General features: G+C 35.5%; 12 protein-coding genes. 5 read left to right on the forward strand and 7 right to left on the reverse strand.

Annotated features, from left to right (window positions below; translation table 11 throughout):
* Nucleotides 1-389 precede the first annotated feature (389 nt).
* The gene (locus tag MM236_RS18700) at nucleotides 390-620 is read right to left on the reverse strand and encodes a hypothetical protein (RefSeq protein ID WP_241276523.1); all 231 of its coding nucleotides are present in this window, start codon (nucleotides 618-620) and stop codon (nucleotides 390-392) included.
* A 527-nt stretch (nucleotides 621-1147) separates the two neighbouring features.
* Here MM236_RS18700 and MM236_RS18705 point away from each other — a divergent pair.
* The 5 genes from MM236_RS18705 to MM236_RS18725 all read left to right on the forward strand — a co-directional run bounded on the left by MM236_RS18705 (nucleotide 1148) and on the right by MM236_RS18725 (nucleotide 6744).
* On the forward strand, nucleotides 1148-2596 hold the full coding sequence (locus MM236_RS18705) for an MBOAT family O-acyltransferase (RefSeq protein WP_241276524.1): 1449 nt from the start codon (nucleotides 1148-1150) through the stop codon (nucleotides 2594-2596).
* A 3-nt stretch (nucleotides 2597-2599) separates the two neighbouring features.
* Nucleotides 2600-3670, forward strand: a complete 1071-nt coding sequence (locus MM236_RS18710) for an alginate O-acetyltransferase AlgX-related protein (RefSeq protein WP_241276525.1) — start codon at nucleotides 2600-2602, stop codon at nucleotides 3668-3670.
* Between the two features lie 793 nt (nucleotides 3671-4463).
* Nucleotides 4464-5276, forward strand: a complete 813-nt coding sequence (locus tag MM236_RS18715; RefSeq protein WP_241276526.1) for a sulfite exporter TauE/SafE family protein — start codon at nucleotides 4464-4466, stop codon at nucleotides 5274-5276.
* 475 nt (nucleotides 5277-5751) lie between these two features.
* Nucleotides 5752-6318 (forward strand): YeeE/YedE family protein, encoded by a 567-nt coding sequence (locus MM236_RS18720; RefSeq protein ID WP_241276527.1) that lies wholly within the window; start codon nucleotides 5752-5754, stop codon nucleotides 6316-6318.
* Between the two features lie 12 nt (nucleotides 6319-6330).
* Nucleotides 6331-6744, forward strand: coding sequence for a YeeE/YedE family protein (locus MM236_RS18725; protein ID WP_241276528.1), 414 nt, complete (start codon nucleotides 6331-6333; stop codon nucleotides 6742-6744).
* 115 nt (nucleotides 6745-6859) lie between these two features.
* Here MM236_RS18725 and MM236_RS18730 read toward each other — a convergent pair whose 3' ends face one another.
* The 6 genes from MM236_RS18730 to MM236_RS18755 all read right to left on the reverse strand — a co-directional run bounded on the left by MM236_RS18730 (nucleotide 6860) and on the right by MM236_RS18755 (nucleotide 14500).
* Nucleotides 6860-8107: an NAD(P)/FAD-dependent oxidoreductase gene (locus tag MM236_RS18730; protein WP_241276529.1), complete on the reverse strand. Its 1248-nt coding sequence runs from the start codon at nucleotides 8105-8107 to the stop codon at nucleotides 6860-6862.
* Nucleotides 8108-8610: 503 nt separating this feature from the next.
* Entirely contained in the window at nucleotides 8611-10005 is a 1395-nt protein-coding gene (locus tag MM236_RS18735; RefSeq protein ID WP_241276530.1) for an MBL fold metallo-hydrolase, read from the reverse strand.
* A gap of 371 nt (nucleotides 10006-10376) precedes the next feature.
* On the reverse strand, nucleotides 10377-11873 hold the full coding sequence (locus MM236_RS18740; RefSeq protein WP_241276531.1) for a hypothetical protein: 1497 nt from the start codon (nucleotides 11871-11873) through the stop codon (nucleotides 10377-10379).
* Nucleotides 11874-11924: 51 nt separating this feature from the next.
* Complete coding sequence (locus MM236_RS18745) at nucleotides 11925-13538, reverse strand: bifunctional metallophosphatase/5'-nucleotidase (protein ID WP_241276532.1); 1614 nt, start codon at nucleotides 13536-13538, stop codon at nucleotides 11925-11927.
* A gap of 7 nt (nucleotides 13539-13545) precedes the next feature.
* On the reverse strand, nucleotides 13546-13989 hold the full coding sequence (locus MM236_RS18750; RefSeq protein ID WP_241276533.1) for a hypothetical protein: 444 nt from the start codon (nucleotides 13987-13989) through the stop codon (nucleotides 13546-13548).
* A 103-nt stretch (nucleotides 13990-14092) separates the two neighbouring features.
* Complete coding sequence (locus MM236_RS18755) at nucleotides 14093-14500, reverse strand: DoxX family membrane protein (RefSeq protein WP_241276534.1); 408 nt, start codon at nucleotides 14498-14500, stop codon at nucleotides 14093-14095.
* Nucleotides 14501-14947 lie beyond the last annotated feature (447 nt).

Genomic DNA, 14947 nt, shown 5'->3' on the forward strand with positions numbered 1-14947 from the left:
ATTGCCAATGAACAAATCCTACCTTTTGCCAAACACTACCCATGAGTTTTTGGCGGTGATTCCACTATTCAGGAAAAACATAAGGTCAGACAAAAAAGAGGTGCTTATATGGTGATTATTAAAGCAATAATATACCATTGATGTTTTGTATTGAGTATATTTTACTCAAACTGTTGCATGAAACGGGTATTTTATTCCACAAGTATAAAGGGTGAAATTGATTATGTCATCAATTTTAATTCCTTTACTTTATAGGTTGGGAAATAATTCGATTACTTCGAATGATAATTAATTTGATTAAATTCTAAGAAAAAAACAGGTGTTTAGTTTGTTTTGTTTAGTATTACAAAATTATCAGTAGGTATATGCTAATTTCTTTCAACTCCAGATTAAGATTTTGGAGTCTTTACTTTTTTTGACTTCTTAGTTTTTTTACCGAATGGAATACGCAATATTTCTTTGAAAATTTCTATAAAAGCTAGGATCGTGTACTTTAAAATTTTGATGTAAAGTCTCATAATGAAGCGGAAGATCCTTGAAAAGATAGAAAATTCTCTGTTGGCTGTGGTTTGAGTATCTGTAGAATGCTCTAATTCCGAATCTGAAGTTTTCTTATTCATGGTCTTGTTGGTTTTTTGTAAAAACTAAACTATCCAATTATTAGACCTAAAAAATATTATTGCCAAATTTTGTCAAAAAAATTACTCCAGAATGTGAGTTTTCATATTTATTAGTGTGGAGGCTATTGCCTGTTGACAGCAACTGAATCAAATTTTGTAGCCGATTAAATGTGATTACTGACTGTGCTAAAGCTTGTGTTTGTCAAATGATAAGTTTATATAATTTCGTGACCCTTGTCTTTAGAATTACACGAGAGGAGTCATAAGTACAATTTTAACCAAAAGCAAAGATGCCAAATTCAAAAAGATTTTAGATATTTGCCTGCTGTTAGAGCTTCAGGTATCAATCATTCTTCACGCCATCTCAAATCACCTCCGATCAAATAATTATTGCTTGGAAATGTTCGTGAAAAACATGAGAAATCACCTTGCAAACTATCTAATAAATAGCCAGATTTTGTTTTGGTTATTTTACAATTTAATGGAAACAATTAATTTGATTACTAAATATTATTAATTTTTAATAGATGCTTTTTAATTCAATAGATTTTGCAATATTCCTTCCAATAGTTTTCATATTATACTGGTTTGTTGCAAACAAAAATTTAAAACTTCAGAATAGCCTAATTGTAGCGGCTAGTTTGTTTTTTTATGGTTGGTGGGATTGGAGATTTCTATCATTGATACTTTTCAGCACATTTGTAGATTATTCTATTGGATACAGGCTCGGTGAAGAAGAAAATAAAGTAAAACGGAAGATTTTGCTTTGGACAAGCATTGTGGTTAATCTTGGGTTTCTTGGGTTTTTTAAGTATCACAATTTCTTTCTTGAAAATTTTATAACTGCATTCTCGTTTTTCGGTACAGAAATACGGGCCAATTCATTGCAGATTATTCTTCCTGTTGGTATCAGTTTTTATACTTTCCAGACATTGAGCTATACGATAGATGTTTATAAGAGAAAGTTAGAACCTACAAAAGACTTGATAGCTTTTTCGGCATTTGTTAGTTTTTTCCCCCAACTCGTGGCTGGACCCATAGAAAGAGCTACCAATCTTCTCCCTCAATTTTATAGAAAACGCAAATTTGAGTACTCCAAGGCAGTCGATGGAATGCGTCAGATACTTTGGGGGCTATTCAAGAAGATAGTCATTGCAGACAACAGTGCGGAATTTGCAGATTTGATTTTCAATAATTCATCGGATTATTCTGGGAGTACATTGGTTTTTGGCGCTATCTTTTTCACTTTTCAGATCTATGGAGATTTTTCAGGGTACTCTGATATCGCCATAGGCACATCCAGATTATTTGGTTTTGACTTAAAACAAAATTTTGCATTTCCTTATTTCTCAAGAGATATGGCAGAATTCTGGAGAAGATGGCATATTTCTTTATCGACATGGTTTAGGGATTATGTTTACATACCGCTAGGAGGAAGCCGTGGCAGTAAGTGGATGCAAGTGAGAAATACCTTTGCGATTTTTATCATAAGCGGTTTTTGGCATGGAGCGAATTGGACATTTGTAGTATGGGGAGCCCTGAATGCAGTTTACTTCTTACCGCTATTACTTGCCAAGAAAAATAGAAGTAATTTGGATGTCGTAGCTCAAGGGAAATATTTGCCAAGCCTTAAGGAGTTGACCAAAATAATCACAACTTTTGGGTTGACGGTATTTGCATGGATTTTTTTTAGAGCTGCAAATATCAATCATGCCATCCAGTATATTTCTGAGATCTTTTCACCATCCCTATTTACAGTTCCGTCTTTTAGAGATATAGGTCCTGCATTTAGGTTTTTCCTGATTGTACTTTTGTTTTTTGGAATTGAATGGAAAGGACGATCGGAGCAGTTTGCGATAGAAAAGTTGGGGTTGAAATGGAGGAGTCCAATAAGATATGCAATGTATGCACTCATCATTATTATGCTCTTTTGGCATGGGCAAAATAAGCAGCAATTTATTTACTTTCAATTTTAATTTATGAAAAAATTTATTTTAAAATCCAGCTTTTTCATAATTCCATTTTTGGTTTTATTTGGTATTCGAATACTACATAATGGTCCAAGTAGAGTAGATGGTGATTTGGTAAGAATGGCTTATTTTTATTCAAACCCTTTGCCGATGAGTACAATAAAAGATCGGTATGACATGCCAATAATGTATTCCCTTCTTACAGAAACCAATCCTTTTGCTCATAGAGAGTTTGAAGTAATGACCATAGGTGATTCTTTTTCGGAGCAAGATAATTTAGGGTACAAAAATTTCCTAGGAAATGCAGGAGTATCCGTGCTGCACGTGGATAGGCACATTTCAGGTAGCAATCCCATACAGACATTGGTTTCCATGATGAATTCTGATTTTTTTGAAGTAGTCAAACCCAAATATGTGGTACTTCAATCCATAGAAAGAGAAATTAATCAAAGAACTAGAAATGTTGATTTTAATGAAAAATTGGAGAATATCAACTTTTATATTCCTGAAGATTCTGATTCTTCAGTAAATAGCAATAATGAAGTCAATGCACAGGATTCATACTATTCGCTGCAATTTTTTTCTGATGCTACCATAAAAATGCCTTTAAACTACCTTCAGTATTTATTTATGGACAAACCGATTACATCCAATACATATAAAGTAAAAACAACTACCCAAAGTCTGTTCTCAAATAGTCCAAACAATCTATTGTTTTATAAGAGAGACTTTCGAAATTTAGCGATAAAAAACGATTCTTTATCGATAGTAAATAGCGTCAATGTATTGAATAAGGTCAGTGAGTTACTTTCAAATAAAAACATTGAATTAATTGTACTAATCAGTCCAGATAAATACGATTTATACTATCCATATATAAAGGATAAATCGAAATATAAAGAACCCACATTTTTTTCTACCTATCAGAATGCTGAAAAGTTTTATAAAAATATTGATATCTACGGTGTCTTTTCAAGTAAATTACCTGATGAACGAGACATATATTATTATGACGATTCTCACTGGGCTCCAAAAGGAGCAAAAATCATAGCAGATGAGATTTTTGAAATGATAAAATAAGAATTATTGTGTCATGACGTCTCTACGATACAATTTTGGGTTCCAAAGGATTTAAGATGAAGAGCAAATTGTCTGCAATTTTTAAGCTTCGGATGTAGCAGGTATCACACTTTTTTGTTTTGTCTTAGGATACGTTCCAACTCTTTGATCTAACCATTAGTGGTTTGCTACGTTCAAGAAAGAGAATAGTCACCTAAAACTAATCAAAAATCATCATGAACAAATTCAGTAAACATTTTGCGACCGTTTCATTTTTCATATTTGCTTTCTTTTTTTTGCCAGCTTTGTCTTTCGCTCAAAACCAACCTAATATTCCCAAACCAAGAGGGCCGATTGACTTTTCGCAAACAAGTAACATTGTTATTTTTGTGATAATACCCGCCATTATTATCATAGCATTTTTAATCTTCAGAAAAAGAATCTGGAAAGTAAAACAAGAAAAGAAAGCAGATAATGATCGGAAAATTGAAAAATAAAGCGCAATCTTAAGCTACTTACCAAAGTACTTCTGTGATTAAAATTTATGAATATCCGCCTACATACAAGTAGCCACTTAAAATAATGTATTCAGTTTAAATCCATCAGCAGTTGACCGTAAACTGTTGTATGTTGACGATTATCAGCATGATTTATGTGTTTTAATATACGTACTTGTACACAAGCGGATAATCATTTTAAAATTTATGTTTCATACATAGCTGAAAATTTTATCCAATTAAATTTTTTCAATGTAATAAAGGTCACTTAATAGCCAAAATACAAACTCTACTTTTGTATAAATATTTAAAACAATATGGATATTATTAGTTTGGTAGGGTATTTCGGAGCTATGGTTATTGGAATCAGCTTGGGATTGATAGGTGGTGGAGGGTCTATTTTGACAGTACCTGTTTTGGTATATTTACTTGGAATTAGCCCAGTACTTGCTACCGCGTACTCATTGTTTGTAGTTGGGTTGACATCACTTGTAGGTTCAGTTTCCTTTATGAAAAGAGGATTGGTGGATTACAAAACGGCAGCTGTTTTTGCAGTTCCCTCTTTTATAGCTGTGTATTTGACCAGACAGTTTCTAATCCCAGCGATTCCTCCTATATTATTCAGTTATGGTTCGTTTGAAATGACAAAAGACATAGGAATAATGGTGTTTTTTGCATTGATAATGTTGGCGGCCTCTTATTCTATGATCAGGGATAGGAAAGAAAAATTGGTAAAACACCGCGAAGGTTCAAAGGAAGTTCAATTCAATTATCCAATGATTGGCTTGGAAGGGGCTCTCGTAGGAACTATAACAGGTATAGTGGGAGCTGGAGGTGGTTTTTTGATTATTCCTGCATTGGTTCTTTTTGCCCGACTTCCAATGAAGCTAGCTGTAGGTACATCACTGTTGATAATTGCGGTGAAGTCACTAATCGGTTTTTTGGGTGATGTAAGTCAACAAGAAATTTATTGGACATTTATATTGACCTTCGGATCATTTTCTGTGGTTGGAATATTTATAGGCAGTTGGATATCGACCAAAATTGATGGTAAATATCTCAAAAGTGGTTTTGGCTGGTTTGTCCTAGTGATGGCTATTTATATCCTTGGAACAGAAATTTTCTTTTGATGTTAGACTAATGTCTCAACGAATTGAAGGTACATGTAACTTTGTCGTAAATGATACTAAAACCTTCATTTGTGATAAATCAGGTATTGAATGATATAGAATAATGTTAGAAATTGGTTTCAAACAATCAATTAGCTTATAAACTGAATCAACTGGCAAATAAGCATTTATCCACAGATTGGTTAAAGTATTCAATTCATTCAAGTATAGCAATAAATCAGTTTGAATAAATGCTACTTATCCAAGATTTCAAAAGTTGCTTTGGAAATAAATGTTGTAAATTATTATGATATGAGTATCCACAATTTTGCACGTTGGGTAAGAAGAGGCTTTATATCTTGCGGATTCTCGTCAACCGTCAACATAACCTCAAATCGTTCATCAAACATTCTATTGATTGGCTACTTGCAAGAAAGCGGATACACCTATATTTTAAACAAAAAATTGAATTAACATAAATTATAAAAAGAAAAGTATGATTGAATTTATTAGTCAACCTTGGCCCTGGTATGTGTCAGGACCTGCAATAGTATTAGTGATGGGATTGTTATTGTTAGCAGGCAAAACTTTTGGGGTTTCAGATACCCTAAGGACAACATGTGCAATCGGAGGGGCTGGGAAAGTAAGCGAATTCTTCAAAATTGATTGGAAAGATCAACTTTGGAACATTGTTTTTGTAATTGGGGCGATTTTAGGAGGTTTGATAGCATCCACCATATTGCAGCAACCAGAGGCAATAGCTTTGTCACCAGATACTGTTGATAAGCTTCAAGCTCTTGGAATTCAGAATGCAGGAGAGAATTTTCTCCCAGAAGAAATATTTAGTTGGGAAGGTTTTGTGACTGTCCGTGGATTTGTTATGATGGTAATAGGAGGGTTCTTGATTGGGTTTGGAGCCAGATATGCCGGTGGCTGTACATCTGGACATGCTATCACTGGACTGAGCAATCTACAGCTCCCATCCTTAATAGCGGTCATTGGGTTCTTTATTGGCGGACTTATTATGACCTATTTTATATTGCCTTCTCTTCTCACACTATAAAACTCAAAATACATGAAATACTTTGCATATTTAGCTATAGGTACATTTTTTGGAATTGTCATGACCAAATCACAGGCAATTTCATGGTTTAGGATTTATGAAATGTTTCAATTTGATTCCTTTCATATGTATGGAATCATTGGTTCGGCTGTTGCATTGGGGGTTGTCCTTATTGCACTGTTCAAAAAATACAATGTAAAAAGTGTCGATGGATCAGATTTGGCTTTGCAGCCAAAAGAAATGTCTATTCCACGCTATCTTATTGGGGGTACTATATTCGGTCTAGGATGGGCTATGGCAGGTGCTTGCCCAGGTCCTATTTACACATTAATAGGAAATGGCTACGCTGTCATAGTTGTAGTTTTGGCCAGTGCTCTACTTGGGACATTCACATATGGGCTTTTGAGGACGAAACTTCCACATTGAGATTTAGGCCTGTCTGGTTTAACAACTTGAATTGGAATGCATCAAGTGTAACCCCTTTAATGTTAGTAAACTCTTATTAACTTTAAAGGGGTTTTTGCATTCCAAAGCTATTGAATCATACGTCTATTCCTTTTAACATTTTGTTCCAATATAAATATGGAAGTCCATATTTTTTGAGCATCCATAGTCTCCAGTGTTCTTTTGAACTATCAAAGATCAACATTTGCTTTAGTTTGGGATCTGGTGTGAAATTGTTTTGGTAATCAAATTCTGCCAAAACCATTTTTCCGTAATCCGTCACCAAAGGGCAAGAAGAATAACCATTGTAAACTTTATCACCTATCGTATTGGAAGTTATCATTTCGGAAATATTGTTGACTACGACAGGTACTTGTTTTCTTATGGCAGCACCAGTCTTGGCCGTTGGAATACCCGCTGCATCACCAAGCCCAAATATATTTTGATACCTAGTATGTTGTAAAGTATGTAGATTTACATCCAACCATTTTTCTTGATTTGCCAAAGGAGAATCTTGAATGAATTTTGGAGCAACCGAAGGAGGAGCTGTATGTAACATATCATAATGTATTCCAACAAGACCTTCATTTGTTGAAATCTCTAACTCCTTAGGGTTGACCTCTGTCATGTTTGGAGCCAATGCATACCAAGCGATTTGGTTTTTTGCATCAATCTTTACAAGTTGATGTCCAAACCTTAGGTTGATATCTTTCCTCTCATTCACTTTCATTAAAGTTTCTGCGATAGGTTTGACACCAAAAATGACCCCACCAGGTGTAGCGAATACAATTTTAGATTTATCAGAAATTCTTTTATTTCTAAAATGATTTTCAGCTAAGTACATGATTTTTTGTGGAGCTCCCCCACATTTTATTGGAGTCGTAGGTTGTGTAAACAAGGCAGTTCCACCTTTGAATTCCTGAATGACTTTCCAAGTATGAATCGGGTCGGTATAATTGCTGCAAACCACACCTTTGTCGATAGCTTCACCAAGACCAGGAACTAGACTAAAGTCATATACAAGGCCTGGTGCCACCACTAGAAAGTCATAGTCTACCTTGCCACTGAATTTAGTTACAATACAATTGTTTTCGGGTTCAAACCCTACCACACTATCTTTTAGCCAATTTACACCGTCTGGAATCACATTTTCCATAGGCCTTACTGTCTTTTCAAAATCATAAGTTCCAGCTCCGACCAGCGTCCAAGCAGGTTGATAGTAGTGGTTTTCTGATGGCTCAATAAGTAGGATATCTATCTTTAGCTTTTGTTTTGATAAACTGGCAGCAGTCATTATTCCTGCTGTACCTCCACCTATTATCACAATTTTCTGATGCTTGCTCATATGATTTTGTTTTGGTTTATTGTCAATGGCAACTTATGTAAAAATATAAGAAAATAGGGTGATAAAAGTCACAATAAAATTTCAGGATGATGCAAAAAAGTGCGCTTTGTAAATTGAAAAATCCCTAGATTAAACATCCAGGGATCAGTGACTTACTTCTTGTTCTTATTTGATAATCAGAGATTAATCAATATGACTTTTCGCAATGAATTCAGAAGGTAAATATTTCGTGTATTAGCATGCGAATAATCGTCAATCTTCTACAGGCGACCCCAGTTGATTGAAATGAACTTCAAACATTGTTATAAATGGCACTGGTGTGAAAGCGGATGTACATATGGATCAATCATGCTATTATCCTTTCAATTAAAATCAAACTTTCAGACAATACTTTAGGGAAACAAGCAAAAGCCAAATGTTTTTCCTTACTGCACCTTTGCTATTCTTGCGTAGTCATGTCGTGAGAGGCAAGTGGATTGACTAGTGCCTTGGTTTGATTTTTTTTAAGACTTCACAACGGGTTCGTTATCACCTGTCCATTCTTGAAATCCTCCTGCGTATATCAAAACATTTTTAAAGCCATTTTTAGCTAACACGGACTCGGCTATTGATGCTCTGGCTCCACTTTGACAATGGATGACTGTTTTTTTATTCTTATCCACTCGTCCAAGATTGTCTGTAATCGTTCCCAAGAATAAGTTTTCTACGCCTTTGATATGACCATTTTTATATTCAGACACATTTCGTACGTCAAAGAACTGTGTATCTTCCTTCTTGAGGTATGATTTGAATTCCTCTTTCGAAATTATTTCGGAAGTTTCCAGTTCGGTTTGAGCTATATTAATATCAGCTATGTAGCCAATTACATCATCTAGGCCTATTCTCATGAGCTTTCTTGTCAAATCCTCCATTTTTTCGGACTCTGATACTAAGATAAATGGTGTGTCATAGCTAATGAGCCATCCTGCCCAGTTTGGAAAAGATTTGTTTCCTTCTATGTGAATGCTGTTTGGCAAGTGCCCTTTTGCAAATTCTTCCCTACTTCTTGTATCTATGATTGGTAAATTGTTTTCCAAAGCTGATTTTATAGCTTCAGTTGATAAGGACTTATGCTGTGGCACAGTAGTGATCAGTTTTCTTTCTACTTTGTTTAGCTTTTTCATCATCGAAAAATACTTTGGAGCCTCTGGCTGTCCATCGAGAAGTGTATTTACAAAAGCCTCTTTATCTTCTCCAAATTGGAATGCCCAGTTTCTTATCAATTCATAGCCTACAGTGCTATTTGGTACGGATCCCAAGGATTTTCCGCAAGCAGAACCAGCTCCATGGCCAGGCCATACCTGTACATATTCAGGCTGATTGCTAAACAATGGCAGTGACTTAAACATGTCCTCTGCACCTTGTAGCTGCGATCCCTTTTTGCCTGCCGATTTTTCCAAAAGATCTGGTCTTCCCACATCTCCCACGAAAACAAAATCACCTGTAAATAGCATTACAGGTTTGTCTGATGCAGGATGGTCTGTCAAAAGGAAACTGATACTTTCTGGTGTATGTCCAGGTGTGTGAATTACTTTTAGTGTCACATTGCCAACCTTTATGGTATCGCCATTTTTGACTCCCTCGTGCGCAAATTCATATTGCCAATCTTCACCACCTTCGTCCGAAAGGAACATTTTGGCTCCTGTCACCTCTGCCAATTCTCTTGTTCCAGCGAGAAAATCAGCATGGATGTGTGTTTCAGCTATGTGCGTGATTTTTAAGTTGTTTTGTTTTGCTATTTCAAGGTAAGTGTCAATATCCCTTTTTGGATCGATTACAATGGATTCCCCCGTCTTTTGACAGCCAATTATATAACTAGCTTGTGCTAGGGTTTTATCATATACATGTTCGAAAAACATAAGCTTCTTTGGTTTTAAATTAGTATTTTAAAATTACTACATACAAAATTCGTAATCCGTGACATTGGTTACATTAAAGTCAATGAAACTAAAATTATTTTTGGACAAAAACTATCGGTAGAAGTTACTGACTAAGCTTGATTGGGTAAATTGCCTAACTTGCATTACGATTTTGAATTGATACGTTTTATCCTAAAAGGCTGCCAATTCTGTTCCATAAATGTCTTTGGATAGTTTTCTACTTCCTCAGATACCAAATTGATGCCCTATCCATTAGCTTGGATATGTCCTTCTCTATAGATAAAAATAATCCTTCAGGAAAAAATTTAAAACATATTAATACCATTCATTCAAAAGTTTTTCTGCTTAGATTAAAACTTATAATCTACTATCAAATTAATGTTCCACATATCAACTCTATTGATTCTAAATTGATCAGGAACAGTATTTGGATTTTTTGCGATTTTATTTACCAATAATAATCTTAGTTCCAATCCTTCGAGATCATCTTTGAAACTATGGGCCAATTCTCCCATTATGTGAAAATAGGAGGGAACCCCGTATTTATTCAAATTAATATTTGAAATGTCAGGATTTGAAACTGTACTTGCTCCAAAGGAACCCTTCCAAGAACTTATTTCTGGTTTCCAGTTGTACCATGCTGTAAGCGCCATTACTCCACCGTTGCCTTCAAATCTTTCCCTAGGTAAGCTGGCATAGAATCTTTCTCGCCCCCATTCCCGTGGAAATAGGAACCTGCCTCTATCAGAAATCCCCAAATAGTTTAGACTGAATGATCTGCTCCCACGATGCAATCCAATTTTTCCTCCCACACCATATGTGTTTTCTTTTTTGAGCATATATGCCATTGCTGGGTTTTCATTGCCACCATGATTCAGTGGTGTCTGATAGAATGCTTGAATTCCTAAATCCAAATTGAAACCTGGGAAAACTATGCTCACATCACTTTGGCTAAAAACTGTGTTGAACACATTTTCTGAATAGTAATTCCAGAGTTGGTAGCTTCCAAAATTGTGGTTTTTTTTGATCCCAGCCATTGCTATCCCTTTGCTTTCGATATTGTCTTTGTACGCTAAGGGTTCCCCCAGTGGATTTCTTCCAAAAGGATAGACACCAAATGAGTTTTCTATAGAATACCAATCGACTGTTCCCCGCATCGTAACATGGCTCAACAACCCTGCAAAAAGTTGCCAATCATTGCTTTCAAATTGAAAAGTTAGCCCGCTGAAAGTATTAGGTCGCATTCGGTTGTCCTGTTCATTGAGCAATGGGGAATTAATTCGTTGTCTGCCAAATACCAATTCAAAACCTTTGTGTTCATAAGAAAGGTATAGATGTTCCAACCTGTCTAAATCACGGGTATTTTCGAAATCGTTCATGTCATATAGCAGGATTTCATATCGGTTGACATTCCCTGTGCTGGGGTCGGGAATCCTGATATTTTGTTCATGTAATTGAAAAACAAAAAAACCACTGAAACCAAAATGAAATCCCTTGTAAGAAGGGGAGGAGTAACCCAAACCGCCACCAAAAGCCAAAGTCGAGTAATCCAAAAGTAGACCTCGATTTTGGGTATTCATATAAAATGATCTGATATGCATTTCAGTTTCACCCTCTCTTAACCAGTCCCCCAGTGACTTACTTGAACTGATGGTGCTGTCCTTGTGTACATGTTTTTGTTGTGCATAAACTGAAGAGCCAAAGACGATAAAAATCATAAACAATAAATTTTTCACTCGAATAAGTTTTTCAAAGCTCATAATAGTATATAGGCTGGAAGTGTTTTTGTCATGATGCAAAAGTAAGTCTGACTTTTCGACCAAAAAGTAATTTAAGTCACAGATCATTGTTGTTAAGATGATTGTGTGACAAAATCACGATTGAGTAAATGTATGTTGTTATCTAAACTTGTAATTACCCTCCTCCATTTGAGAGAATGCATTGGTACCTAAGTCAACAGCAACCGAACGACCATCCAACGTAGGGTTCACAATCTTTTTCTCTTTCAGGTACTCAGAAACTGCATCATGTAAGCTGTAGTCTTGGATGCTCACCTCAGTAGCATCTTTGAGCCTACACATGGTAGATATTGGCTCCCCAGTTCGATTACAAGAAGCCATTTTATAGACTTTGTCTAATTCAAGCGGTTCACCCTGAATAGTAATTGCCATTATTCGGTTTCCTTTTTCTTTGGAACTGTCGAATTGCATCGTCAAACCTGAAAACCGAACCAACCAACCACCGAACCTTTCTTGATAATCTGTCGCAAAGACATTGTTAATTTCATTTTCCAACCAATCTTTCACTTGATGACCTGTTACTTTTCCGATTTTCATATGCTCATCAACAGGTAGCATCCGCCACAAATCCCCTTTGGTTATTGCTGCCTTTCCACTGGTATCAGGCACTATAGGTACGCCAAACCTAAACCCATTTGATGTTGCGAAATCTACTCCCGTTTTCCAAAGTAGAGCATCAGTTATAAAATTATCCATAGGGTTTTCTACTACTAAATATCTGTAGATAGGTTTTGAAGTAAATCCTAAGATAGTTTGCATTTCTTCTTCATAGGGTGCTAGTTCATGGTCTATAATCTCCTGAAGTGAAGTGTCCTCAGGATATTTTTCAGGTGAAACATCCAATAATTCATAATTGTATCCGATCATTTTTTTATCCTTAATTTCTAGATCAAGCTTTCCCAAAAAAGATCCAAATGCACCAGGTTCTACTACCTTGGTATATTTCCCTTCAATTGGTTTTCGGATACGTTCGTGTGTATCATTTCCCAAAATAAAATCAACACCTTTCACAGCAGGGTTGTCTGCCAGCAAAAGTTGCTTCGATATTCCCAAATGGGTGACCAAGAAAAGGATGTCGACCTTTTCTTCGTTTTTAACTTTTGTTACCAAAGATTTGAGGTTTTGCTCTACTGGGGTAAACTTCATACTCTTACTATACCCCGGGTTTTGTCTTTCTGGAATTTCGGGATCATTATAAGCGATGAATCCTATCCTTACCCCCTTGATTGTCTTGACCCAATAGGGAGGAAAGAGTGTAGATTGATCTTGCTCATCAAACATATTGGCAGCTATGACTTGCGTTTGGTAACTATTCATGATATTCAACATCACTTCTTTGCCATAGATTACTTCCCAGTTTCCAGGTATAAGCAAATCATAATTCATAGCTTTGACAATAGATGGGAAAATATTGCCTTTGGAACGAACACTCGCTCCACTACCTTGGATAAAATCCCCGCCATCAATCAATAAAGTTCCCATAGGGTTTTCTTTCTTTATTTCATCAACCATGCTTTTGATAGTTGCCAAACCACCAGCATTTCTGAATATAATGCTGTCATTTTCTACATAAAGTTCACTGTGAGGATTTAGGTATGCATGAATATCCGCTGTTTGCAATACAGTGATAATTTCAATATCAGTAGACTGATGTTCTTTGGTGTTTATTGTTGCTGACAATATTGCAATTATTGCGATAATTAGATTTTCCATAGTTTTCTTAAAGTATGATTGTGTTATATCCCTGTTCCTGTAATCCGAACATGTATGTCAAGCCATTTTCTACTTGTGGAATTTCAGGAGATATTTGACTTTTATTGATATTCAACTGTTTGATTGATAATCGGCAAATAATAATTTTGAGTCCCATATCACTTTGAGTCTGTATAATAAAATTTTGCAGGATTTTGTCCTTTGCTATATCCTTTACCAACTCACCGCAAGTCACAATTTGAAAATCAATGTTTGGAATTTTTTCTTTTAATTCTTTTGCTGTCTGAATGGCTGCCTTGAGGTGCTGAACTTTCATTACCATCATGGCATAGTCGCCACGCTTATTGATGGACTGTTCGTTTTTTTGTAATGAATCTGAATTTTGGGCCTGAACCTTAAAAGTCAAAGTGAATGCAAAAACAATCAATGTTATTTTTATGTAATGTTTCATATTTTTAGATATAAATATTGGTTTTAATTAAATCACATGTAATTAGATGTGATATTTGGATTCATTTTTTAACAAGGAATATGGTAATAGAGGTTATTTTAACCTATTTGGTATACACGCTGTAAACCTTTGGATTATTGATCATAAAAAATAGAAGACCACCAAAAAGAGCAATGTTTTTCCAAAGTGGTCCATGCCCGATACCACTTCCGGTTTGGATGGTGATGGTGATTGGGATCAGAATGAGAAATAATAGGGTTGCCGACCATCTATTGAATATTCCAAGCAATAAGCCTAATCCGCCTAGTATCAATCCATACCCTGAACTAAGAGCAAGAAAATAGCTGTTTCCAAATAAACTGGCAAACTCACCAAATGGGGCTGATTGGATACGTTCGACAACATTTGCAGGCGATACCAAATGGTGAGTGCCAGCGGTAATGAATATGCCACTCAGACATATGCGTAAAACAAGAACGGAAATACCGCTCACGACATAGTTTTTGTTCATTTTTTGATTTTTGAAATGATAAAGTACACTTAAACACAGCGTGTATTTATCAAATCAGAAATCGGCCGTGACGTAAGTATGGCGGGATTTTTTGATGAAATCCTAGAAATTTAAATTTGGAATATTTGGAAAATACCCCAGGTACAATTGGGAAAGAATCAAAAAGTGTAAGAAAGTTTCTTGATTTGGTTATCGATTTACTCTCTTCAGACTTTTGTTTTGAAGTTGGATTAAGTTGATAAAAGCTTTGACAGCTTGTTTTTGGATTTTGAGAAATAGAATGGCTGCTTTTTTCGACGAAAATACTTTTCACGTTCTTTTTAATAGAACAGGGTATTACCAGCAGAATGGTTAATACAGCTACTATATAAATGTTGTATTTGGATTGGCTTAGAACCATGATGACAAAATTATCCCAATAATATAAATTGATTGGTGACTAATGTC

It is taken from the genome of Belliella calami (assembly GCF_022549695.1).
GTDB lineage: Bacteria > Bacteroidota > Bacteroidia > Cytophagales > Cyclobacteriaceae > Belliella > Belliella calami.

What these genes read in the sequence shown, in the direction of transcription:
- MM236_RS18735 (WP_241276530.1), bottom strand. Translation starts at nt 10,005, where the DNA reads ATGTTTTTCGAACATGTATATGATAAAACCCTAGCACAAGCTAGTTAT.
- MM236_RS18715 (WP_241276526.1), top strand. Translation starts at nt 4,464, where the DNA reads ATGGATATTATTAGTTTGGTAGGGTATTTCGGAGCTATGGTTATTGGA.
- MM236_RS18730 (WP_241276529.1), bottom strand. Translation starts at nt 8,107, where the DNA reads ATGAGCAAGCATCAGAAAATTGTGATAATAGGTGGAGGTACAGCAGGA.
- MM236_RS18710 (WP_241276525.1), top strand. Translation starts at nt 2,600, where the DNA reads ATGAAAAAATTTATTTTAAAATCCAGCTTTTTCATAATTCCATTTTTG.
- MM236_RS18740 (WP_241276531.1), bottom strand. Translation starts at nt 11,873, where the DNA reads ATGATCTGTGACTTAAATTACTTTTTGGTCGAAAAGTCAGACTTACTT.
- MM236_RS18755 (WP_241276534.1), bottom strand. Translation starts at nt 14,500, where the DNA reads ATGAACAAAAACTATGTCGTGAGCGGTATTTCCGTTCTTGTTTTACGC.
- MM236_RS18745 (WP_241276532.1), bottom strand. Translation starts at nt 13,538, where the DNA reads ATGGAAAATCTAATTATCGCAATAATTGCAATATTGTCAGCAACAATA.
- MM236_RS18700 (WP_241276523.1), bottom strand. Translation starts at nt 620, where the DNA reads ATGAATAAGAAAACTTCAGATTCGGAATTAGAGCATTCTACAGATACT.
- MM236_RS18720 (WP_241276527.1), top strand. Translation starts at nt 5,752, where the DNA reads ATGATTGAATTTATTAGTCAACCTTGGCCCTGGTATGTGTCAGGACCT.
- MM236_RS18705 (WP_241276524.1), top strand. Translation starts at nt 1,148, where the DNA reads ATGCTTTTTAATTCAATAGATTTTGCAATATTCCTTCCAATAGTTTTC.
- MM236_RS18725 (WP_241276528.1), top strand. Translation starts at nt 6,331, where the DNA reads ATGAAATACTTTGCATATTTAGCTATAGGTACATTTTTTGGAATTGTC.
- MM236_RS18750 (WP_241276533.1), bottom strand. Translation starts at nt 13,989, where the DNA reads ATGAAACATTACATAAAAATAACATTGATTGTTTTTGCATTCACTTTG.